Here is a 23,414-nt window from a genome sequence, read left to right as displayed (position 1 = left end):
AGTAGCGATTCGCATAACCTCTGACGGCATTAAAAGTCGAATACGTTAACGAACGTAATCGTCATCCTACTCTTTTTCACGCTTTGATAACCGTCTAACGACAACAAAGAAGGACGGAACGAAGAAAATTCCGAGAAGTGTTGCAGAAAGCATACCACCCAGCACGCCGATACCGATGGCATTCTGGGCCGCGGATCCGGCGCCGGTCGCGATCGCCAGAGGTACGACGCCGAGGATAAAAGCGAGCGACGTCATGACGATCGGCCTCAGGCGCAGGCGTGCGGCCTCGAGGGTGGCTTCGATCATGCTCATGCCGCCTGCCTGCCGATCCTTGGCGAATTCGACGATCAGGATGGCGTTCTTGGCCGCCAAGCCGATCGTCGTCAAAAGCCCGACCTTGAAGTAGACGTCGTTCGCCTGGCCGAAGAAATGCGCCGCGGTAAGCGCGCCGAGCACGCCGATCGGGACAGCCAATATGACTGAGAACGGGATCGACCAGCTTTCATAGAGCGCCGCAAGGCACAGGAAGACGATCAGAACCGATAGCGCATAGAGCATCGGCGCCTGGGAGCCAGACAGCCGCTCCTGGTAGGAAATGCCCTGCCAGGCCACCGAATAGCCGCCCGGCAGTGCAGCCGTCAGCCTCTGCATCTCGTCCATCGCCTGGCCGGTGCTGACGCCCGGACCGGCCGCGCCGTCGAGCGGAATGGCGCTGGTGCCGTTGAAGCGTGCGAGCTGCGGCGTACCGCTGATCCATTGGACAGTGCTGAAGGAGGAGAAAGGAACCATCTCGCCCTTGTTGTTGCGGGCGAACCAGTGTTTCAGGTCGTCCGGCTGCATCCGATAGGGCGCATCGCCTTGCACATAGACCGGCTTCAGCTCGTTATTGAGGGTGAAGTCGTTGACGTCGCGTCCGGCAAAAATAGTTGCCAGCATGGAGTTGACCGAAGCGAGGTCGACGCCCATCGCGCCGAGCTTTTCCTGGTCGAGCAGGATCTTGAGCTGGGTTTCGGACCGCTGGGTGCTGCTGCGCAGCGAACTGATGTTCGGATTACCGGTACCGGCCTGAATGAGCTGCTGCGATGCCGTGGTCAGCGCCGCGTTGCCGTTGTTGCCGCTGTCGACCAGATACATGGAGAAGCCGCTCGACGTGCCGAGCCCCTGGATGGCCGGCGGCAGAAGGGCAAAGACCTGCGCATCGCGGATGGTGAAGAAATACCCGCTCGCCCGCCGGACGATAGCCGCGGCGGATTGCTCCGGCTTGGCGCGCTCGGCGAAATCCTTGAGCTTGGTGAAGACGATGGCATTGTTCTGGCCGCTTCCGCTGAAGCTGAAGCCGAGGACGCCGAATACCGCGTCGACATTGTCCTTTTCCTTCTCGAGGAAATAGGCCTCTACCTTCTTGACCGCTTCGTCGGTGCGCGGCGTAGTGGCGCCGACCGGCGTCTGGATAATGGTCAGCAGAACGCCCTGGTCTTCCTGCGGAAGGAAGGAATTCGGCAGTTTCGTGAAAAGCCAGGCGCAGCCGCCGATCACCAGCAGGAAGGCCAGCATCACGCGGAACGGACGCTTCAGGAGATAACCGATGGTGCTGACATACCCGCGGGTGGACCGATCGAAACCGCGGTTGAAGAAGGCGCCGATGCCGCGACGTTTCTTGTGGTGATCGATCGGCTTCAGCATGGTGGCGCAAAGCGCCGGCGTCAGCACGATGGCGACCAGCGCCGAAAGCAGCATGGCCGATACGATGGTGATCGAGAACTGGCGGTAGATAATGCCGGTCGAGCCACCAAAGAAGGCCATCGGAATGAACACCGCCGTCAGGACGAGCGCGATGCCGATGATGGCCCCGGTGATCTCGCCCATCGACTTTTCGGTCGCTTCAAGGGGGCTCAAACCCTCTTCGTCCATGATACGTTCGACGTTTTCGACGACGACGATGGCATCGTCGACGAGAAGGCCGATCGCCAGAACCATGGCGAACATCGTCAGGGTATTGATGGAATATCCGGTTATCGCCAGGACCCCGAACGTGCCGAGCAGGACGACGGGCACCGCAATCATCGGGATCAGCGTTGCACGCAGATTTTGTAGGAAGATGAGCAGGACGACGAAAACCAGGATGATCGCTTCGATGAGCGTGTGGACGACCTTTTCGATCGAAAGCTGCACGAAGGGCGTCGTATCATAGGGGTAGGTGATCTCCACGCCGTCCGGAAGATTGGGTCCGATGGCGGTCAGCGCCTCCCTGACGCGTGCGGCGGTATCGAGAGCGTTGGCGCCGGTCGCGAGGTTCACGGCAAAACCCGTGGACGGCAGACCGTTCTGGCGGGAACCGCCGCCATAACTCTCTTCACCGATCTCGACGCGGGCGACATCGGAAAGGCGCACCGTTGCGCCGTCCTGTTCCACCTTGAGGATGATCCGCTCGAAATCGTCGACTGTGGTCAGCTGGCTTTGGGCGGTCATGGTGACCGTAAGCTGCTGCTCCGCCTTGGCCGGAAGACCGCCCAAGGCGCCGACGGAAACCTGCGTGTTCTGGGACTGGATCGCGGACGTCACGTCCGCCGGCGTCAGCTGGTATTTCTGCAGCTTATAGGGATCGAGCCAGACGCGCATTGCGTAGCCGGACCCGAAGATGTCGATGCTGCCGACGCCTTCCAGGCGCTTGACCTGATCCTCGATCTGCGTGGAAAACAGGTCGCCGAGATCGACGGAGCTTCGCTTCTTGTCGGTCGATACCAGCGCGCCGACCATCAGGATGCTCGATGTCGAACGAGCGACTTCGATGCCCGCCTGCTGCACGACGTCAGGCAGTTGCGACTGCACCAGCTGCAGCTTGTTCTGCACCTGAACCTGGGCGATGTCGGGAAGGACGCTGCTGCCGAAGGTGAGTGTGACGTTGGCGCGGCCGGTCGAGGAGGACGACGTCATATAGGTGAGGTCGTCGAGGCCGGTCATGCCGTCCTCGATGATCGTCGTCACCGATTTCTCGACGGTCTCGGCGCTTGCGCCATTGTAGCTTGCCGTAATCCTGACCGTGGTCGGCGCGATGTCGGGATATTGCGAAATAGAGAGCGTCGCGATGGCGAGCGCGCCGCCGAGCATGATGACGATCGCGATGACCCAGGCGAATACCGGTCGCCGGATGAAGAACTTGGCCATTCAGATTATTCCTTGCCGCGTTTCGTCATGATCGTTTCCGCTTGAGGCCTTCACGGCTTTGCAGCGGCCGGCTTCGTCGCCTCGACGACAAAGCCCTTGTCGTCGACCGTCGCCTCGACCGGTTGAACCGTCGCGCCATCGGCAATCCACTGGAAGCCGTCGACGACCAGGCGATCGCTGTCGGTCACGCCCTGCGTAACCAGCCAATTGTTGCCGGAGACGCCGCTGGTCGGGAAGATGCGGGTCTCGACCTTGCCGTCCGCCGTGACGAACTTGGCGGAAAGTTCGCCGCGGGCATTGCGCGTTGCGGCGCGCTGCGGGATCAGGTAGCCGGTCTCGTTGCCGAGGGTGACGGTGGCGCGCACATAGGTGCCCGGCAGGATCATGTCCCTCGGGTTATCGAAGAGCGCGCGGATCTGATAGGTGCCGGTCGTTTCGCTGACGGCCATGTCGGCCATGTCGAGCTTGCCGGTCAGGGGATAGTCCGTTCCATCTTCCAGGGTCAGGCGGATATCGGCCTTGCGCGGATCGCCGCTCAAGCGGCCGGAAGCCATGGCCGAGCGCAGTTCGAGAAGATTGGTGCTGGAATCGATGAGATCGATATAGATCGGATCGAGGCGGCGGAGCGTCGTCAGCGCCGTCGTCTGGTTGGCGGTGACGATATTGCCGATGCTGACATTGGAAATCGACGTGACGCCGTCGAAGGGCGCGCGGATTTCGGTCAGGTCGAGATTGATCTGGGCGGCATTGAGCGCGGCATTGGCCTGCGCCACATCCGCCTGCGCCTGGAGAAGCGTCACCCGTGCACTCTCATATTCGATCTGCGTCGCACCGCTGTTGACCAGCCGCTCGTAGCGGGAGAGGTTCGCCTGGGCGCTCGGGATACTGGCTTCCGCCTTCGAGACGGTCGCCTTCGCCTGGGCGACTTCGGCTGCATAGGTGCTGTCCTCGATCTTATAAAGAAGATCGCCGGCCTTGACCTCGTTGCCCTGCTTGAAAGCGATCTGCTTGATTTCGCCGGTGACGCGCGGGCGGATATCGGCGATCTGAAACGGTGCCGCGCGGCCTGGCAGGACGGCTGTGATCGGCTGCTCGGACTTCTTCATGGTCACGACACTGACCGGCTGCGGCGGACGCTGCGGGGCACCGCCTGCCGCGCCGCTGCCGGCCGGCTTTTGGCCCGAGTCGCTGCAGGCTGCGAGCGCCGCGGAAAGAAACAGGGAAAGTATCAGTTTGCGTCCGGTCATGGTGTCATCCAAGGCAAAGCGGCTGGCAATCGCCACGGCAGACGGAATATGCCGGGACGGAAGTCGGGGAGATTAACCCGTCTTAAGCGGTCGGAACAGGGTCCGTCGAAAAAGGCAATTCGACCGGTGTTCTACCTTCGGGAAAGTGACGTAAATATAAAACCGTCACTTTGCAAGTGGATTTTGCAGCGCAGCATTCACAAGTCTGGCAAGCCCGTCACATCGGTCATGCAATTCCGCCTCGCCGGCCTTGGCCAAAAGGACCGGATGGAGCACGCTCGCAAAGGCCGCCGCCACATGCTGGCTGATCGCCTGCGGGTCGGTACATTTGTAAGCGCCGCTTTCGACACCCTGGCGGATCAGATCGGCGAACAGGTTTTCGATCAGCCGCCTGTAATGCTGGCCGCTCGGAAGATCGGCTTCCGACATCAGGAAGATCATCTCGAACAGAAAGGGATTGTCGCGGAGGTCCTGGAGATGCGCTTCCATCAATTTGCGCACGACGATTGCCAGCCGCTCGGGCGCCGGGGCCGGCTCGTCGAGCGTCCCGAACCGGCCGATCATGCGGCTGATATGCCGGTCGCAGATAGCGTCCGCCAGCGATGCCTTGGAATGGAAATGCTTGAAGATGTTGGCGGGCGACATGTGCAGCGCCTGGGCGACGTCGGCGATCGAACACTTGGCAATCCCCCGTTCACGGAAAAGCGTCTCCGCCGTGTTGAGGATATCTCCGCGGGTTTCTTCCGCCTTGCGTCTCGGTCTGCGCACTCTGTCCTCTTCAAAAACGCCAGATGGGATTTCGGGCCGGCGGTTCAACGCGCGTTGAAATAGGGCGACAGGTTCTGGCGGATACGGTCGAGCACGGTCGTGCCGCTGGTATCGGGCACGAAAGTCTCGCCGGTGATCGTTTCGTATGCCGTGCGGTAGACTTTGGCGGTCTCCTCGACGAGTTCGGCGGGGATCACCGGAATCTCATCCTTATAAGGGTCGCAACGTTCGACCACCCAAGCGCGGATGAAATCCTTGTCGAAACTCTTCGGCCGCGTGCCGTTGCGGAAGGCCTCACTATAACTGTCGACGATCCAGTAGCGGCTGCTGTCCGGCGTATGGATCTCGTCGGCAAGGATGATGGTGCCCTCGGCATCGGTGCCGAACTCGTATTTGGTGTCGACGAGGATCAGGCCGCGTTCCGCTGCCAGCTGCCGGCCGCGCGCAAAAAGTGCCAGCGCATAACGGGAGAGGGTCGTCCATTGTTCGGCGGTCAAAAGTCCCTGCTCGACAATCTCTCTCGGGGTCAGAGGTTCGTCGTGACCGCCGTCGAAGGCTTTGCTGGTCGGCGTGATGACCGGGGCGGGCAGGATCTGATTGTCCTTGAGGCCGTCCGGAAGATCCAGCCCGTACATGGTCCGCTCTCCCTTCTTATAGAGGGTGAGCAGCGACGTGCCCGTCGTGCCGGCAAGATAACCGCGCACGACGATCTCGACGGGCAGGATGTCGAGCCGCTTGCCGATCACCACATTCGGATCCGGATAGGCGATCACATGGTTGGGGCAGATGTCCTTTGTTGCCTCGAACCAGTAGCGCGCGGTCTGGGTCAGGACATGCCCCTTGTCGGGGATGGCGGTCAGGATGCGGTCGAAAGCGCTGAGGCGATCGGTTGCAATGATGATGCGGCTGCCGTCCGGCAGATCGTAGTTCTCGCGTACCTTGCCGCGATAGGGGTTCGGCAATTCGGGAATGAAGGCATCGGAGAGAACGCGCACGGGGACCACTTTCCAGAGAGTTTCGGGGGCATTCTGCTATCGCATGTTTTGCGGCAGCGGCACAAGAATGGAAGGAATGGCGGTTTTCACGAGTATCTCGGTTCCACGGTCGATGAAGAGCTCCTTATAGAGAGTGGTTAACGAATATTAACGCCCCGGGATTCCCCGAAATCGACGATTATCCTGTAAAAACAATTGCTTGTACGATTTCTCAAGATTTCTGAATCATCCCTGTTGACTTCAAAGTGTGGTGGGATCTATAACCCGCTCACTGAACGAGGGCGGCGGCGCTGCTGGCGACGACGACTTTCGTTCTTCAGAAATCACTGATTGATTGGCGCATGCTGGTTGGGACCGAGTTTCGGTTTGGTCTCTGGATGTAGCGCTGTTTGAGAAGTTTTGACGGTTTGGCCTTTTGGTTTTGAAGCGTCTGTTATTTGACAATTGAAGATGAGAAGAAAGAGAAACGTGGTCGGCGGTTTTCGCGGATCGGGGTTTAGGCCTTGATCTATGGAAGACAAATGACGGTCACGTTTTGAACAAGAGAACACCTGGTTAGGTGCGCAGTGATGCGGACCTTATCATAGTGAGTTCTCGTCGATTCAGAACAAGAGTGATTAGTCGGATTGGATTCTCAACTTGAGAGTTTGATCCTGGCTCAGAACGAACGCTGGCGGCAGGCTTAACACATGCAAGTCGAGCGCCTCGCAAGAGGAGCGGCAGACGGGTGAGTAACGCGTGGGAATCTACCCATCCCTACGGAACAACTCCGGGAAACTGGAGCTAATACCGTATACGCCCTTCGGGGGAAAGATTTATCGGGGATGGATGAGCCCGCGTTGGATTAGCTAGTTGGTGGGGTAAAGGCCTACCAAGGCGACGATCCATAGCTGGTCTGAGAGGATGATCAGCCACATTGGGACTGAGACACGGCCCAAACTCCTACGGGAGGCAGCAGTGGGGAATATTGGACAATGGGCGCAAGCCTGATCCAGCCATGCCGCGTGAGTGATGAAGGTCTTAGGATTGTAAAGCTCTTTCACCGGAGAAGATAATGACGGTATCCGGAGAAGAAGCCCCGGCTAACTTCGTGCCAGCAGCCGCGGTAATACGAAGGGGGCTAGCGTTGTTCGGAATTACTGGGCGTAAAGCGCACGTAGGCGGATATTTAAGTCAGGGGTGAAATCCCAGAGCTCAACTCTGGAACTGCCTTTGATACTGGGTATCTTGAGTATGGAAGAGGTAAGTGGAATTGCGAGTGTAGAGGTGAAATTCGTAGATATTCGCAGGAACACCAGTGGCGAAGGCGGCTTACTGGTCCATTACTGACGCTGAGGTGCGAAAGCGTGGGGAGCAAACAGGATTAGATACCCTGGTAGTCCACGCCGTAAACGATGAATGTTAGCCGTCGGCAAGTTTACTTGTCGGTGGCGCAGCTAACGCATTAAACATTCCGCCTGGGGAGTACGGTCGCAAGATTAAAACTCAAAGGAATTGACGGGGGCCCGCACAAGCGGTGGAGCATGTGGTTTAATTCGAAGCAACGCGCAGAACCTTACCAGCCCTTGACATGCCCGGACAGCTACAGAGATGTAGTGTTCCCTTCGGGGACCGGGACACAGGTGCTGCATGGCTGTCGTCAGCTCGTGTCGTGAGATGTTGGGTTAAGTCCCGCAACGAGCGCAACCCTCGCCCTTAGTTGCCAGCATTCAGTTGGGCACTCTAAGGGGACTGCCGGTGATAAGCCGAGAGGAAGGTGGGGATGACGTCAAGTCCTCATGGCCCTTACGGGCTGGGCTACACACGTGCTACAATGGTGGTGACAGTGGGCAGCGAAGGAGCGATCCCGAGCTAATCTCCAAAAGCCATCTCAGTTCGGATTGCACTCTGCAACTCGAGTGCATGAAGTTGGAATCGCTAGTAATCGCGGATCAGCACGCCGCGGTGAATACGTTCCCGGGCCTTGTACACACCGCCCGTCACACCATGGGAGTTGGTTTTACCCGAAGGTAGTGCGCTAACCGCAAGGAGGCAGCTAACCACGGTAGGGTCAGCGACTGGGGTGAAGTCGTAACAAGGTAGCCGTAGGGGAACCTGCGGCTGGATCACCTCCTTTCTAAGGAAGCTGTGGAACGGTAAGACGACCGGCACATGTCGCAAGACATGGCCCGGTATGAACCTTCCCGTGCTTTTTAGAACAATAGATGGCACCAGTCAGGTGACCATCGAAACGCAATACGCCACGGAATTGCCTCGGCAATAGGATGGTATGGCGAACCCGCCGACTACGTTTCTCTTTCTTCAAGAAGACAAAAAACCGCACGACCGGTTTGACTGAATGGGCCCGTAGCTCAGTTGGTTAGAGCACACGCTTGATAAGCGTGGGGTCGGTAGTTCGAGTCTACCCGGGCCCACCATTTGTTGAAAAGCAGATGGCTTGGCGCCGCACGGGTGGCGAACACAGTTGAATGGCGCGCGGATTATGGTGTTGATGAACGGGCTTTGTGCTGACGCTGTCGGCTGCAAGCTGTTCCCAAGTGATTGGGGCTGTAGCTCAGCTGGGAGAGCACCTGCTTTGCAAGCAGGGGGTCAGCGGTTCGATCCCGCTCAGCTCCACCATATTTTGTCCTGACGCTGTCGCGGCCTTGCTCGAGTTTGAGTATGGCAGCAATACAGCGCAGAGCGCGTCGCCAATCGTTTGGCGCCCCTGCGGAGCGCCTGCGGCGCGTGAGCACAAAAGTTGTCTTCTGAAGAAAATAAAAGTTTGCATCACTTCGATGAAGTGCTGCCTGTTCTGCAAAAATCGTGAAGAGAAGATTGATCTGGAGGCTTCCAGGTATGGGTTTAGGCCCATGTCCGAAGCCGGTTCCAATGATGTCGTTGATGGCCTAGCCGGCCGGATACGAAAGAGGGGCCGGAATAGGTAGGAAGCTTGTCACTCTGGTCGGTCGTTGTTGTCATTTTGAAGGACTTGTCCTGAAGAATGGCTCTGATGACTTACTGATGGCCGTTGCCTGACCGCGCGGTCCTGGATCACATCTCGAGAAGCTGGTCTTAAAGACAAGTTTGCAAGCGGGTCGCTCGGCGTGACCCCAATCAAGCAAGCTTGTCGAACACGTCGATGGCATCATGAGAAGGGCTGGTTGTAAAAGGTAACCGGTCCGCCACGCATTGGGTCTGAAAGCCCGATGGGTGGCTATATTGATGAGCATTGGCAATGAGAACGATTAAGTGTCGTAAGGGCATTTGGTGGATGCCTTGGCATGCACAGGCGAAGAAGGACGTGATACGCTGCGATAAGCCGTGGGGAGCTGCGAATGAGCTTTGATCCATGGATCTCCGAATGGGGCAACCCACCTTAGATGCTTGGGAAATCATTTTGGTTGTCGAACCTTTGGTTCGACGTTGCGGCGAACGATCGCCGACGGCCTCTGGCCTGTATGGGAATTTCCCAATACAGCGTGGAGCGCGTCGCCGGTCGTCCGGCGTTAAAACCAAAAATGGTTTCCAAGCATTGTTAAAAGGTATCTTACCTTCGAATAAAATAGGGGTAAGAAGCGAACGCAGGGAACTGAAACATCTAAGTACCTGCAGGAAAGGACATCAACCGAGACTCCGTAAGTAGTGGCGAGCGAACACGGACCAGGCCAGTGGCAATCAGGAATAAAGCCGAACGCTTTGGAAAAGGCGGCCGTAGCGGGTGATAGCCCCGTAGGCGTAGAACACTGATTGTCCTAGAGTAGGGCGGGACACGTGAAATCCTGTCTGAACATGGGGAGACCACTCTCCAAGCCTAAGTACTCGTGCATGACCGATAGCGAACAAGTACCGTGAGGGAAAGGTGAAAAGCACCCCGACAAGGGGAGTGAAATAGAACCTGAAACCGGATGCCTACAAACAGTCGGAGGGGGCAACCCTGACGGCGTACCTTTTGTATAATGGGTCAACGACTTAGTGTAACTAGCAAGCTTAAGCCGGTAGGTGTAGGCGCAGCGAAAGCGAGTCTGAACAGGGCGTTCAGTTAGTTGCATTAGACCCGAAACCGAGTGATCTAGCCATGAGCAGGTTGAAGGTTGGGTAACACCAACTGGAGGACCGAACCCGCATCTGTTGCAATAGATTGGGATGACTTGTGGCTAGGGGTGAAAGGCCAATCAAACTCGGAAATAGCTGGTTCTCCGCGAAAACTATTTAGGTAGTGCGTCGATCGAATACCCCGGGGGGTAGAGCACTGGATGGGCTATGGGGACTCACCGTCTTACTGATCCTAACCAAACTCCGAATACCCGGGAGTACTAATCGGCAGACACACGGCGGGTGCTAACGTCCGTCGTGAAAAGGGAAACAACCCTGACCTCCAGCTAAGGTCCCCAAGTCATGGCTAAGTGGGAAAGGATGTGAGGATCCCAAAACAACCAGGATGTTGGCTTAGAAGCAGCCATCATTTAAAGAAAGCGTAACAGCTCACTGGTCTAATTAAGGGTCTTTGCGCCGAAAATGTAACGGGGCTAAAGCCATGCACCGAAGCTGAGGATACGTGACTTGTCACGTGTGGTAGCGGAGCGTTCCGTAAGTCTGTGAAGGAGGACCCGTGAGGGCCTCTGGAGATATCGGAAGTGCGAATGTTGACATGAGTAACGATAAAGAGGGTGAGAGACCCTCTCGCCGAAAGACCAAGGGTTCCTGCTTAAAGTTAATCTGAGCAGGGTTAGCCGGCCCCTAAGCCGAGGCAGAAATGCGTAGGTGATGGGAACCACGTTAATATTCGTGGGCCTGGTGGTAGTGACGGATCGCAAAAATTGTTCAACCTTATTGGATTGGTTGGGCAGTGGGGCGGTTCCAGGAAATAGCTCCACCGTATAGACCGTACCCGAAACCGACACAGGTGGTCAGGTAGAGTATACCAAGGCGCTTGAGAGAACTATGTTGAAGGAACTCGGCAAATTGCACGCGTAACTTCGGAAGAAGCGTGACCCCATTTTGGGCAACCATAATGGGGTGGCACAGACCAGGGGGTAGCGACTGTTTATCAAAAACACAGGGCTCTGCGAAGTCTAAAGACGACGTATAGGGTCTGACGCCTGCCCGGTGCTGGAAGGTTAAGAGGAGAGGTGCAAGCTTTGAATCGAAGCCCCAGTAAACGGCGGCCGTAACTATAACGGTCCTAAGGTAGCGAAATTCCTTGTCGGGTAAGTTCCGACCTGCACGAATGGCGTAACGACTTCCCCGCTGTCTCCAACATAGACTCAGTGAAATTGAATTCCCCGTGAAGATGCGGGGTTCCTGCGGTCAGACGGAAAGACCCCGTGCACCTTTACTATAGCTTTACACTGGCATTCGTGTCGGCATGTGTAGGATAGGTGGTAGGCTTTGAAGCGGGGACGCCAGTTCTCGTGGAGCCATCCTTGAAATACCACCCTTATCGTCATGGATGTCTAACCGCGGTCCGTCATCCGGATCCGGGACAGTGTATGGTGGGTAGTTTGACTGGGGCGGTCGCCTCCGAAAGAGTAACGGAGGCGCGCGATGGTGGGCTCAGACCGGTCGGAAATCGGTCGTCGAGTGCAATGGCATAAGCCCGCCTGACTGCGAGACTGACAAGTCGAGCAGAGACGAAAGTCGGTCATAGTGATCCGGTGGTCCCGCGTGGAAGGGCCATCGCTCAACGGATAAAAGGTACGCCGGGGATAACAGGCTGATGACCCCCAAGAGTCCATATCGACGGGGTTGTTTGGCACCTCGATGTCGGCTCATCGCATCCTGGGGCTGGAGCAGGTCCCAAGGGTTTGGCTGTTCGCCAATTAAAGCGGTACGTGAGCTGGGTTCAGAACGTCGTGAGACAGTTCGGTCCCTATCTGCCGTGGGTGTAGGAATATTGACAGGATCTGTCCCTAGTACGAGAGGACCGGGATGGACATATCTCTGGTGGACCTGTTGTCCTGCCAAGGGCATAGCAGGGTAGCTATATATGGAATGGATAACCGCTGAAGGCATCTAAGCGGGAAACCAACCTGAAAACGAGTATTCCCTATCAGGGCCGTGGAAGACGACCACGTTGATAGGCCGGGTGTGGACGTGCAGCAATGCATGAAGCTTACCGGTACTAATCGCCCGATTGGCTTGATCGTTCTCATTGACCATGCTCATCAAGCTTTGCTTGATGATGCCAAGACCTTAGTCCTGACGCTGTCGCATCCTTCGGATGCTGTGCTGCGGACGGCCCGCCAAACGATTGGCGACGGCCTCTGGCCTGTATGGGTGCCTCAAGCGCTCGTCGGGTCCGGAAAGGTTCAAACGACGTGTTCAAAGACTAAAAATGAGGTTCGCCTCAACCAGCTTCTCAAATGTTGCGCTTCGCTGACCTGGTGGTCATTGCGGGGCGGCCGCACCCGTTCCCATTCCGAACACGGCCGTGAAACGCCCCTGCGCCAATGGTACTCCGTCTCAAGACGCGGGAGAGTAGGTCGCTGCCAGGTCTGCAAAACGCAACATATCTTCTCGATCCACGAAACCAAACGGCCCTTGAAGCCGATCTCAAGGGCCGCCCACAAGCGGCCCTTTCGTCGTTTGACGGAAACTTGCAGTACGTCCCTTACGCGAGACAAATCGCCTTCGGCAATTTGCTCGCCAGCAGGCATAACCGCAAAAGCGGTTACGCCACCGCGATAAATCCCAAAGGGATTTGCGCATCGCTATTTTGCCTTCGGCAAAAAGCTCTCAGGTCGACGGTTCCCGTCGCCTGTACAACGCGGGGTGGAGCAGCCCGGTAGCTCGTCAGGCTCATAACCTGAAGGCCGCAGGTTCAAATCCTGCCCCCGCAACCAAATTTTCCCGGAACTTCAATGACTTGTCGGCCTCCCTAGGGAGGCCGTAGTCGTTTCTACGCCTGGTACAAAACCTGTGAAGTGCTCCCGATTTTGGGCAAGCGGGAGCTGGAATTTTCCGGGGCCAGCAGTCTCGCTGACCTTGCCGACGAAACGACATTGCCAACCCTGGTGCCTGGTTCGGGAAGGACAATGACGGCGTGGTTATGGGCCTACGCGCGTGATGATCGGCCGTTCGGTGGATCAGGACCGCCAATAGTCGCCTATCGGTTCGAAGACAGCCGGGCGGCGCTGTGTTGCGCGGCATCTGAGCGGACTCACCGGCATCCTCCAGGTTGATGGACACGGCGCCTATACGAGCATGGTCAAGGAGCAGGTTAAGGCCGGTAGCAATGAGACCATCACTCTGCCGGGTGCTGGTCGCATGTCAGGCGCAAATTTTACGAACTTCATGTCGGCGGTATCAATCATGCAGCGACAGCGTCGGTGAAAGCCATGGGCCATTTGGATTGTTATTCGGCGTCTCAAAGCACTCATCGGGCGCCAGGATTTCAGAATATGCTTACATCGTAGCCGAAACCTGCCGCAGATTCTAAAACCATATTTACACACCATGGCGAGAGTGTATTGTGGGGTATATACCACTATAAGTTTCCAGCGGCTGCGAAGCGCAGATTGACGACTTATGCCATTATTCAAGTATCTTCATGACGACGCATTTTTGATTTTTTCGCGTAAGCACCGTTATCTCTACGAAGAGTCGCTGCTTGAAGTATATGACCGTTGCTTCTCGACAGGGTCAACCTTCCCGACGCGCCAGGAACTGGTCCATGCGATCTATGATGTCGTTGGCCGACGGCCGGATTTGCTTCTGGATGCAGATGATCTCATCGAGGGCCTGCCGGAGGTCGTTTCGAAGGGGCGCCGCAGGTTGAAATTTGCCGGAACTGGCGGTGAGACCGGGGATCGAGCTCTGAAGGCCGCGCAACAGGTCTATCTGGGTCTCGTTCGCACCGGCTGGCTGGAGGAGGAAGAATATGGCCTGAAGATCACCGTCGATATGCCGATGGGAGCGCTCCTAGTCGTTCAGCGGCTTTCGAGCTTGAAGTCTGACGTCTCGCAGCGGTTCGGCGGTCTCGTGGTCCATATCAAGACCAGTCTCGATCTGGTCGAAAATCTTTCGATCAAAAATCCCGATAAAGCGAGGTCGAGTGCCGTATATGCATTGCGCGAAGCGCGAGTTCAGGCCGACCAGTTCGTGAAGACGCTGCGGGCCATCTTATCGGATCTCCGGCGTATTCGCAAAGCGCTGGTGGAGTCGGAAAACCTTCGCCAGAAGATGGACACCTATTTCGAGGAATTCATCGGCGAACTGATCCTGAAGGATTTTCAGGCGATCCTCACCTTTAATCACCCCTATCGTTTTCGCGACCAGATCGTGACGACAGCCCGCCGGATTTCCTATGCGCCGGACCTCCTTGCTGTTGTTGCAGAGGGGTATATCGAAATCGGGATCACGTCCGACATGCAGCAGGCCCGTGATGAGGCGGTCAGCGATCTCCTGTCCATCGAAAGGACGTTCGATACCGTCGGAGAGATGTTCGACCGTATCGCACAATTTCGTCGGGCGCTGGAAATGCGGCTCAAGAACACGGTGAAATACGCTGAACAGGGAGAACGCGGGCTTTCTTCACGGGCAAGGGCACTGGTGGCACGCATGGAAACGCTGTTGACAGCCGAGCCTGATCATTATGTGGGGCCGACCGTTCCTTGCGAGGTTGCGCGAATTTTTGTGCCTTGGTCGCAAAAACAGCTTGCGCAGCAAAGGCGGGCGAGGTCGCCAATCGAAGCAAAACCGCTTGCCAAGCGCCCTTATGATCCGATCTATGAACTCCGAAAACGCATGCGGGCAGACTATCTCGATCGAATTTCTCCATCGGCTGAACGCGTCAGCCAGTTTCTTGCGCGCATATCATCCCGCTATCACACCATCGAAGCACGATTTGTCGAGCTTCGAAATATCGACGATTTCCTGGCCTTCGATGCGGCTCGGCGTTATGCGCTGACCCGCGATGTCCCCAGCCCCGTTTCTGACGAATTCGAGCTTGAGCATCTGCCCGAGAGCGAACCGCATGACTGCGAATGGCTTCGCTGCAGCAATTTCTCCATTCGCCGTCTGGGCGATCCTTCGCGTCGGGAGGCCTGATATGTTGAGCGAGTTCGAGCAGGTCGAGGCGACTTATGGTATCGACAAGGCGGCCGACCTGAGGAAGGCATGTCGCTATCTGTTGCGAAACCAGTTCGCCTATTCCGGAGATCGCGGTGCCGCTACCGTCTATAACACCCTGATCGACAATCGCTTCCGACGAATTATCGACGGGTTCTTCGATAGCATAGGTTATCGCGTGCATAAAAACGCGGAGGAGCAGTGGGTCGGTATCCTCTTCGATGATGACGATCCTTCCTCCGTTCCGAAAATGCGACTCGACGAGACGATCGTGGTGCTGGTGCTGGGCAGTCACTGGCAGGAGGACGCGGATGTCGGCAACTTGCTTGATCGAGCGACTGCGGTCACCACCGTCAACGTGCTTCATGAACGCTACAGGGACATGCTGCAGAATACGGGCAAGCCCGCAATCACGGCCGGCCGTTTCCTCGATTTGCTCAAGGAGGTCGCGGTTCGCAATCTCATCTCGATCGGAGACTTCGATTACGACGCTCAGGATCGGGAGGTTGTGATACGGCCGATGATCAAGTTCGTCAGCGGGGCCGATGTTCTCGCACGCCTTGAAAGCTATGTGACGACGGAGGAACGGGGTATGCGCACGCGTGCGATGCCGGCCGTCGGCGAGCTGCTTCGCGCCGATGCCTCTGCCGCAAAAGGTGATACTCCATGATGGAATTGCGGCGTATCACATTAGTCAACTGGCATCTGTTCGATGTCGAGGATATCGAAGTTCAGGGCAATTTCGGCATTCTTGGCGAGAACCGGTCCGGGAAGTCGACGATCCTCGACATGATACAGGTCGTTCTGTCCGGGGCGAGCCGAAGTTATCTGAGACTGAACGCCGTCGCTGGGGAGGGGAGCAAGGCGCGCTCGGCATCGAAGCGCACCGTGCTCAGCTACTGCCTGGGAACGCTGAATGACGGCGACGTCCGCCGCCCCGAGACGCTGACCTACATAGCGCTTGGTTTCGAGGATCAAGAAAAGCAGCAGCCTCCCATCACAATTGGGCTTGCCATCGAAGCACGGCAAACCGACGCTGCGGAAACGATTCTCGGGCGCTTCGTGGTCATCGGCAAGCTGCTGACGACGGCGGACTTTACGGACAAGCGGGCTGACGGCATTTATGCCACGCAGTGGGATGAGGTGAAGGCCCGGATCATTGCGTCCGTCGGCGACGTAAATTTTGTCAATCATCGCGACAAGGCAATCGACTTTGTCCGCGAGTATATGCGCCGGCTGGTGCCAAGCCTTCCCAATGCCGAGCAGAGCGCTTCCGCGCTGTTAAAAGCGGTCGTGAACGCGATGACGCTCAATCAGGGATATTCCGCGACTGAGTTCGTCCGACGGTTCATCCTTGAAGACAACCCCATCAACATCCGCGATTTGCGTAGTTCGATCGAAACCTATCGGAGCGTAAGCGCGACGATCGTGACCTTGCGCGAAAAGCTCGAGGCTCTCAAGGAGCTGGGAGGGTTCATCGCTGCCTTCGAGGAGAGTTTGGGCCAGAAGGACCTGGAGAATTGGTTGGCGCGTCGGGCATGGTGGCTTGCTTCCCGCGCGGAAAATCGGGCCATCAAAGAGCGGATTGCCGAAGCCAGGCGCTTTATCGACGCCGAGAAAGAGGACAGGGGCTTGGCGATCGAGGGGATCAAGGATGCCGAACAAGAAATCGAGCGGCTAAGGAAAGCGATTGCCACCCACGAAGCACGGTCCGGACGCGATCAGTGGCTGGAGGTCCTAAAGAGCGTCACGGCGGACAACGATCGCCTGAAGAAGGAGGTCGACAGGAGGCGCAGGTCGGCGATCGAGCTCGTCGACTTGACACAGGTGCTCGACGATACCGGCTTCATGAAGGCTTATTGCGCACTGGTCGCAGGGCCAGATGGCAAAGCTGATCGCAAAGCTATGCGAGATGCCGAGCAGAATTTCCGCACCCATGTCGTCGTCACCGTGGAGACGGTAGAGAGACGTCGTCGGGAGACGGCAGCGCAAATCGTGCTGCTGACAAAGGAAATCACGGGTATTCGCCAGGTGCTGGACGAAGTGGATGAGCGGGGCTCTGCCGCATATCTCTCGCGTGAGACGAAACTCCTGCTGCGGCGGCTCGAAAGCCGCGGCATGGATGCCAGGCCATTTTGCGACTTGCTCGAAGTTGCCGATGCGAGTTGGACCGCTGCGGCAGAGGCGTTGCTGGGTCGCGATCGAGAAGCAGTGTTCGTTGAACGACGCAATATTCGTGAAGCGACAGCGCTTTTCCGCGAAGGGCGCCGGGATTTTCAAGGTGCCTCCCTTGTTAGTCTGAACAAACTCGACGAATTCCGCGATGCGCCTCGACAGGGAACATTCCCAGCGCTCTTCCGGTCCGCCGATCCCGACGCTCGTGCCTTTCTTCAGCGCCGATATGGCAATGTGCGCCTCGCGTTGACGCTCGAGGAGTTCAACCAGCCGGGGCGCGCCATCATGCAGGATGGCCTCTATGACGATGGGCTTGTGCGTAGCCACAGAGCGGTCAATCCGCGCGATCACAAGATCGGCAGGGCAGCGCAGGCGGATCATCTCATCAACCTGAGGGAAGATTTTGCTCAAAAGGCAGACGTTTTGTCAGGCCTGCAGCGCGAAGAGAAACTTCTGACGCATGCCCTGGCAGCGCTTGATTTGCTGAAACGGCAGGATACGGACCGACTGGCGGACATGCTCGACAGCATCGACGATTGTGCGGAACGCATGCGGGATGCGCAAGAGCGAGTCGCGGCCATCGACGCGGCGGGCGACGATGGGCTCAAAGAACGGCTCCGCGCCCAGAAGGCGTTCCAGGATCGCAAAAAAGAGGAACTAAGGACGATCGACGAGCGCTCGCGCAAGTATCAGGTCGATGTAGAAGTGGGTGAGCGAGCCTTGAAGAGCGGCGAGGGAACGGAAGGTTCGGCTATGAACCTATCTATTGCCAAAGCCCGCTACGGCACTCAGCGCAGATTGTACCAGTATCCAGAAGGCAGCGGCGCTTACCGTCAGAGGCTGGAGGCACTAAGGCGACGATCCCACGATTCCGGGACAATGGGCCAATCCGCTCGAAACGAAGCTGTAGCGCATCGCAAACTTGGTCAACAAGCGGCCGAGGCAGCTGACCGCGCAGCCGACCGAAACCGTCGCGCGGAACTCGATGCGCGCCGTGCCCTCCATGACTATTTCAATAACCCCAAGTTCGGCGTGAGTTCACAGGTCGGGCCCGAGAGCGAATTGCTGGCCGACATAAAACCCTGGATGGACCTCTTGATCGAGGACATCGAGAGAAACGAATTAAGGCGCTACGAAGACAAGGCGAAGGAGGCATCGGAGCGGGCGTCCGTCCTATTCCGCGGTGAGTTCGTGAACGCACTTAACACGCGTGTTTCGAAGATGGAGAGGGACATAGAAGCGCTCAACCGCAGCCTCAGGGGGCACCCCTTCCACAATGAAATCTATTCGTTTCACAGGACTGCAGAGGCCCAGTTCCAGCCTATCCTGAAGATTATCGACATCAGTCGGATCTCGGACGAAGCGCTCGATACCCTTTTCAAGCCCAATGTTCCCGATGATTTTCAACACAAGGATACGATCAAGGCTGTCGAGCAATTGCTGGAAGATCCGGACAAGGATGTCTCAGCCTTTGAAGACTATCGGAACTTTTATGCCTTCGAAATCCACATGGAGGATGTTCACACCAAAGCTCGGACCCGGTGGGAGACGCGGCGGAATACCGGATCTGGTGCCGAGCAGCAGGTACCGCTCTATGTTGCCATCGGCGCTTCGCTCGCAGCCGTGTACGGCAGTGCCGTTTCGCATCGGGGCCAGAAGGGCATGTCGCCGGCACTGTTCGACGAAGCCTTTTCCAAGATGGATGGCAAAAATCAACGGGCGATGATGTCTTTTTATGCAGATCTCGGACTTCAGGTCGTTATCGCCGCCCCACTGGAAAAGAAGCCTGCCATAATCGGTTACATGCACAGCCTGGTCGAGATCGACCGCATCAACGAACAATCCTTCGCCAACGTCGTCTATATCGGTAAACGCGCCAGAGACGAAATTCTTGCGATGAATCCGGAAACGCTGAGTGATGCCGACATCGCCGCAAGGATGGCGGCGGAGTAAAGGTCGTGGCACGCGGTCGCAAGTTCACCATCGCCCAAGATTTGCTGCAGGATTTGCTCGATCGTTTCGAGGACGGCACAGCCCAGCCCGTCGGTTATCCAGATCATGGCGGTTTTGCCGATATTACCGCCAGCGATGTTTTTATGAGGAAGATCGGCGAGGCAGAACGCCGAGGCGGCGTCGCACTTGTTTACGGTTCCGGTCGGAGGCGCGGAGAACTGAAACTGGTGAGGTTGACCGATGCGCGGCTGCTTTACGAATATCTCGACCGCACACCCAGCCGCCAGACGGCATTGACCGTTGGAGAGGAAGTGCTCGGCGGATTGAGCATCCACCCTGCCATTCGCGACGTTGCGTTCTCGGCGGTCGAGGCATGGTCGCGAAATCGCAAATGGATCAATATTGGCGTCGAGAGTGCGGCCTCCATGCGAAATGCGGTCATCCTGGCTCAGGCGATTGTGGAGAAGCGCCACCTCGATCTGGATTATCGCACTTTCTCCAGAAGGATCGTCGCGGATAGCAAAGCGCTTGAAAAATTGGAGGGCGCTGTCCTGCGGTTGGTCGGGGCCGTCGTTGACGTCCCTCCTGCAAGCAGTGCGCGGGCGGCTTTCGCGACCCTTGGTCTAGAGCGATTTAGCCCTCCGCTTTTGTTGTCCGGAAGGTTCCTGCTCGACGGCATCTCTGTCGGGGCATCGCTCTCCTATCTGGGCATCCCGCCGACCGAGATGATGCGGATAAGCTTCAGCAGGCAGCCGGACTACGTTCTGACGGTCGAGAATTTTGCCAGCTTCAACCGGCATGTCCTAGAGGCGGACCCGAATGGATCGGGTCTCACGCTCTTCGTCGGTGGGTATCCTTCTCTAGCGGCTCAAAAAGCGATCGCGGTAGTTGCGTCAATGCTGCCTGATACCGTGCCATTCTTTCATTGGTCCGATATCGATGCGGACGGTACCTGGATCTTCAGGACAATCGAACGCGCGCTTGAGCGCAGATTGCGACCGCATCTTATGTCCCGCGAACTTGCGGAGGCGTTCGGTGTAGCTTCGATAGGGGCTTCGAAGTTGCGTCGTGGAGAGGCAGCGGGCTCGATGATTTCCAACCTTGTGGACTATCTTGCCCAGCCAGAGGCGAAGATCATGGAGCAGGAACAGGTCGATCCCCAAATTCCAAACATTGTCGCAACGTAGGCATGAATAGCCCACGTTCGTAGAGGGCATCCGCCGATCTCGCCGCGCGGATGAAAAGCTCTCCCTCGAGGTAGCCGCAAGCCCCTATCTGGGGCGCCGTACGACGCGGACGTTGCCGCTGCTTCCGCCGCCGCAGAAAAATTGATCGGCGCCATCGGATTCGAGGCCCGACACACCGAGCCCGGGTGGCATTTCGAGCATTTCCAATGGCTCTCCCGTTTGGGGATCGATGCGCCTCACCTCGCCCTCGTCGCCTTCCCATACACCGTGCCAGAGTTCGCCGTCGACCCAGGTCACGCCGGTGACGACGCGGTTGGATTCGATGGTGCGGAGGATCTTGCCCGTATCGGGATCGATCTGATGGATTTTTCGGCCTCGATATTCGCCGACCCAGAGCGTTCCTTCGGCCCAGGCGAGCCCGGAATCGCCACCATTTCCAGGTGCGGGAATTGTCGCGAGGATGGTGCCTGTTTTCGGATCGATCTTGTGGATACGATCTTCCGCGATCTGAAACAGGTGCTCTCCGTCGAAGGCGGTTCCCGCATGGGACGCTACATCGATCGAGCGCACCGTCTCGCCGCTTGCCGGATCGAAGGCGTTCAGCTTGTCTCCGGAGGCGAACCAGACGTGCTGGCCGTCGAACGTGACGCCATTCACGGAGGCGGCGCCGGGGAAGGGCCCATATTCTCGGATGATTTCGGCTTGAGATTTTTTCATGCGTTTATCCTAGTCGTTCGGCAGCGGGCTGGGGAGTAACAAGATTGTCGGGAAGCCCGGCACGGAAGGAGCCATCCACCGGCGCGCCCGCCCCTGGCCGAACCATTGCACCTTGCCGTCTGCCAGAAGCTGGTCCAGCGCCCGCTGCACGGTGCGGGAACTCGCGCCAAGCGCGATCGCCAGCGCCGAGCTCGACCAGGCTTCGCCGTCGCCAAGCAAGGCGAGCACCGCCGCATGCTGCTCGTCCACGGGCGGCGCCAGTACGACGATGTCGCCATTTCCATGTGGCGACAGCGCAAAACCACTCTTGGTCGCCGTGACATGCGCCAGCGTCTGAAGCCCGACACGCAGCCGGCCAATTTCGACCCGAAGCCGGGCACGATGCGATTCGTCCGTATGCCTGGCCCGAAAGGCGCGGTAGAGCAGCGTGCTTCTCGGCACATCGCCTGGCCAGGCCTCGCCCAGAGCCCGGGCGAGCGCGAACAATATCGGCCGCGACGAGAGCGAGATAACCGTGTCTCCGATCCGCACGACGTTGCGGCATGCATCGACCACCAGCGCGCCCGAGGCGAGGAGGGTTTCGACCTCCTCCAGCAGCAGCGGACGTTCCTCACCCCGTGCGATCAGGCGTACCGCGGGCGTCTTCAGGACGAGGGACGCGGTTTCGACCTCCGCCGTTAGTGCCGGAATGTCGGCTTCCCGTGCGGCCTGCTCCGCGCGGGCCAGCGCGGCATGTGCCGCTTTCGTCCGGAGGCGGCGGATTGCGACGCCGGCGACCACCAGCTCATAGGCTGCCCTCGATGCCGGTGGAAGCGGCGGCGGCTCGAAGGCGGCGAGCAGGCGCTCAGCCTCGTCGAGCCGGCCGATCAGCAGCAGGCGCCGGACCTCCAGATTGAACGCATGCGCGGCATTCACCCGGTCACCATGCGCTTCAAGCACCGCTCGGGCTGCGTCGAGTGCCTTCACCGGCCAGGCCAGATCGCGGGAGACGAGCGCGATCTCCGCCTCGGCGACGACACATCTGGCGCGCGCCATCGTCTCTTTGGGGCCGAACGCGCGGGTAGCTCTTTTGAGGAGAGCCTTTGCTCGGACGAGATCGCCGAGCTGCGCCATGGCGATGCCTCGGAGTGCAAGCGCAGGCGCATCGTCGCGCAGTGCCACCCGCTTCAAGGCACCAAGGGGATCGCCCGAGGCGAGCGCACGCGCTGCGGCGGTGATCAGCGAGTCCATCGGAATCCCGTCACACTTGTCACTCTCACCATTCGATATCCGGCCCTAGTCTATCCCACGACCACCAAGCTGCATTCCAACAAACAGGAGGTTGATATGCAAAATCAAGCCGTTTCGCCGGAAGAATGGTTGAAGGCTCGCCTTGATCTGCTCGCTGCGGAGAAGGAATTCACCCGCCAACGGGATGCGCTGACGCGCCGCCGGATGGCGATGCCCTGGGAAAGGGTCGAAAAACCCTATCGGTTCGAGGGACCGGATGGCGAGCTTTCGCTGGAGGACCTTTTCGACGGCCGCTCGCAACTGATCGTCTATCATTTCATGTTCGGTCCCGATTGGGAGGAGGCATGCAAGTCATGTTCCTTCTGGGCCGATAATTTCAACGGTATCCCGGTTCATCTCAACCACCGCGACGTGACGTTCGTCGCCATCTCGCGGGCTCCACTTGCCAAGCTCGACGCCTACAAGAAACGCATGGGCTGGAACTTCCCGTGGTTCTCTTCACATGGCAGCGATTTCAATTTCGACTATCAGGTGTCGGTGAGGCCGGAAGATCTCCCCAAGGGCGTGGCCTATTACAATTACGAGGTCCAGCCGAGCAACGCATCCGAAGAAGTGGGCATCAGCGTCTTCTACCGGGATGAGAGCGGCGAGGTGTTCCACACCTATTCCTGTTACTCGCGCGGCGTCGACATGCTCAACGGCGCCTACCATTTTCTGGATCTCGTGCCGAAGGGCCGTGATGAGGACGACCTCGACTACCCGATGGCGTGGGTGCGCCGGCACGATCAGTACTGAGGCAGCCTTTGGCCAGTCTTGACAGGAACCGGAGCCGACGGCGGTCGATCCGGCTCAGGCAATTCACCTTCCGACATGCCGGCACTTCGCGGCCGCGTAGGCAACAGCATTGCCGCGTGGCTTGCAGCCGG

Annotated in this window: 11 protein-coding genes, 3 tRNA genes, 3 rRNA genes and 1 pseudogene; 12 read left to right on the top strand and 6 right to left on the bottom strand. The window is 58.0% G+C overall.

Annotated features, from left to right (window positions below):
* Positions 1-66 precede the first annotated feature (66 nt).
* From RG540_RS19445 to RG540_RS19430, 4 genes are all read right to left on the bottom strand, one after another.
* Positions 67-3,165: an efflux RND transporter permease subunit gene (locus RG540_RS19445; protein WP_038591322.1), complete on the bottom strand. Its 3,099-nt coding sequence runs from the start codon at positions 3,163-3,165 to the stop codon at positions 67-69.
* Positions 3,166-3,215: 50 nt separating this feature from the next.
* Positions 3,216-4,412, bottom strand: a complete 1,197-nt coding sequence (locus RG540_RS19440; protein WP_038591319.1) for an efflux RND transporter periplasmic adaptor subunit — start codon at positions 4,410-4,412, stop codon at positions 3,216-3,218.
* Positions 4,413-4,577: 165 nt separating this feature from the next.
* Positions 4,578-5,180, bottom strand: a complete 603-nt coding sequence (locus RG540_RS19435; protein ID WP_038591316.1) for a TetR family transcriptional regulator — start codon at positions 5,178-5,180, stop codon at positions 4,578-4,580.
* A gap of 44 nt (positions 5,181-5,224) precedes the next feature.
* Positions 5,225-6,175 carry a phosphoribosylaminoimidazolesuccinocarboxamide synthase gene (locus tag RG540_RS19430; RefSeq protein WP_038591314.1) on the bottom strand — a complete coding sequence of 317 codons (951 nt, stop codon included), beginning with the start codon at positions 6,173-6,175 and terminating at the stop codon, positions 5,225-5,227.
* A gap of 635 nt (positions 6,176-6,810) precedes the next feature.
* On the opposite strand from RG540_RS19430, the gene RG540_RS19425 reads away from it, so the two are divergent.
* The 11 genes and pseudogenes from RG540_RS19425 to RG540_RS19380 all read left to right on the top strand — a co-directional run bounded on the left by RG540_RS19425 (position 6,811) and on the right by RG540_RS19380 (position 20,541).
* Positions 6,811-8,291, top strand: a 16S ribosomal RNA gene (locus RG540_RS19425).
* A gap of 224 nt (positions 8,292-8,515) precedes the next feature.
* Positions 8,516-8,592: transfer RNA gene (locus RG540_RS19420), tRNA-Ile, on the top strand.
* A gap of 126 nt (positions 8,593-8,718) precedes the next feature.
* Positions 8,719-8,794: transfer RNA gene (locus RG540_RS19415), tRNA-Ala, on the top strand.
* A gap of 606 nt (positions 8,795-9,400) precedes the next feature.
* A 23S ribosomal RNA gene (locus tag RG540_RS19410) occupies positions 9,401-12,303 on the top strand.
* A 233-nt stretch (positions 12,304-12,536) separates the two neighbouring features.
* Positions 12,537-12,651, top strand: a 5S ribosomal RNA gene (gene rrf, locus RG540_RS19405).
* Together the 16S, 23S and 5S rRNA genes with 3 tRNA genes alongside form the textbook arrangement of a ribosomal RNA operon.
* 271 nt (positions 12,652-12,922) lie before the next feature.
* Positions 12,923-12,999, top strand: a tRNA-Met gene (locus RG540_RS19400).
* Positions 13,000-13,143: 144 nt separating this feature from the next.
* Positions 13,144-13,506 (top strand): annotated as a pseudogene (locus RG540_RS31755) (IS66 family transposase); the annotation flags it as partial.
* A gap of 178 nt (positions 13,507-13,684) precedes the next feature.
* Positions 13,685-15,205: a Wadjet anti-phage system protein JetA family protein gene (locus RG540_RS19395; RefSeq protein WP_038591311.1), complete on the top strand. Its 1,521-nt coding sequence runs from the start codon at positions 13,685-13,687 to the stop codon at positions 15,203-15,205.
* Position 15,206: 1 nt separating this feature from the next.
* On the top strand, positions 15,207-15,896 hold the full coding sequence (locus tag RG540_RS19390; RefSeq protein ID WP_065814424.1) for a DUF4194 domain-containing protein: 690 nt from the start codon (positions 15,207-15,209) through the stop codon (positions 15,894-15,896).
* Entirely contained in the window at positions 15,893-19,354 is a 3,462-nt protein-coding gene (locus RG540_RS19385; RefSeq protein ID WP_038591308.1) for an SbcC/MukB-like Walker B domain-containing protein, read from the top strand. Before RG540_RS19390 ends, RG540_RS19385 begins: the two co-directional genes overlap by 4 nt.
* Before the next feature lie 5 nt (positions 19,355-19,359).
* Positions 19,360-20,541 (top strand): Wadjet anti-phage system protein JetD domain-containing protein, encoded by a 1,182-nt coding sequence (locus RG540_RS19380; RefSeq protein ID WP_038591305.1) that lies wholly within the window; start codon positions 19,360-19,362, stop codon positions 20,539-20,541.
* Positions 20,542-20,625: 84 nt separating this feature from the next.
* On the opposite strand, the gene RG540_RS19375 is transcribed toward RG540_RS19380, so the two are convergent.
* Together RG540_RS19375 and RG540_RS19370 are read right to left on the bottom strand one after the other, a co-directional pair.
* Entirely contained in the window at positions 20,626-21,258 is a 633-nt protein-coding gene (locus tag RG540_RS19375; protein WP_038591302.1) for a Vgb family protein, read from the bottom strand.
* Between the two features lie 9 nt (positions 21,259-21,267).
* Positions 21,268-22,488, bottom strand: a complete 1,221-nt coding sequence (locus RG540_RS19370; RefSeq protein ID WP_038591299.1) for a hypothetical protein — start codon at positions 22,486-22,488, stop codon at positions 21,268-21,270.
* Between the two features lie 96 nt (positions 22,489-22,584).
* Between RG540_RS19370 and RG540_RS19365 the strand changes: the two genes are divergently transcribed.
* Complete coding sequence (locus tag RG540_RS19365; RefSeq protein WP_038591296.1) at positions 22,585-23,283, top strand: DUF899 domain-containing protein; 699 nt, start codon at positions 22,585-22,587, stop codon at positions 23,281-23,283.
* The last annotated feature ends 131 nt before the right edge of the window (positions 23,284-23,414 follow it).

The sequence above is a fragment of the Neorhizobium galegae bv. orientalis str. HAMBI 540 genome (assembly GCF_000731315.1).
In the GTDB taxonomy this organism is placed as follows: Bacteria; Pseudomonadota; Alphaproteobacteria; order Rhizobiales; family Rhizobiaceae; genus Neorhizobium; species Neorhizobium galegae.
The sequence above is the reverse complement of the archived record's forward strand: the minus strand, read 5'-3'. Positions and strand labels throughout refer to the sequence as shown.

Excerpts from the sequence above, each read along its gene's own strand:
- RG540_RS19445 (WP_038591322.1), bottom strand. The coding sequence starts at position 3,165 with ATGGCCAAGTTCTTCATCCGGCGACCGGTATTCGCCTGGGTCATCGCG.
- RG540_RS19440 (WP_038591319.1), bottom strand. The coding sequence starts at position 4,412 with ATGACCGGACGCAAACTGATACTTTCCCTGTTTCTTTCCGCGGCGCTC.
- RG540_RS19395 (WP_038591311.1), top strand. The coding sequence starts at position 13,685 with ATGCCATTATTCAAGTATCTTCATGACGACGCATTTTTGATTTTTTCG.
- RG540_RS19390 (WP_065814424.1), top strand. The coding sequence starts at position 15,207 with ATGTTGAGCGAGTTCGAGCAGGTCGAGGCGACTTATGGTATCGACAAG.
- RG540_RS19385 (WP_038591308.1), top strand. The coding sequence starts at position 15,893 with ATGATGGAATTGCGGCGTATCACATTAGTCAACTGGCATCTGTTCGAT.
- RG540_RS19375 (WP_038591302.1), bottom strand. The coding sequence starts at position 21,258 with ATGAAAAAATCTCAAGCCGAAATCATCCGAGAATATGGGCCCTTCCCC.
- RG540_RS19370 (WP_038591299.1), bottom strand. The coding sequence starts at position 22,488 with ATGGACTCGCTGATCACCGCCGCAGCGCGTGCGCTCGCCTCGGGCGAT.
- RG540_RS19365 (WP_038591296.1), top strand. The coding sequence starts at position 22,585 with ATGCAAAATCAAGCCGTTTCGCCGGAAGAATGGTTGAAGGCTCGCCTT.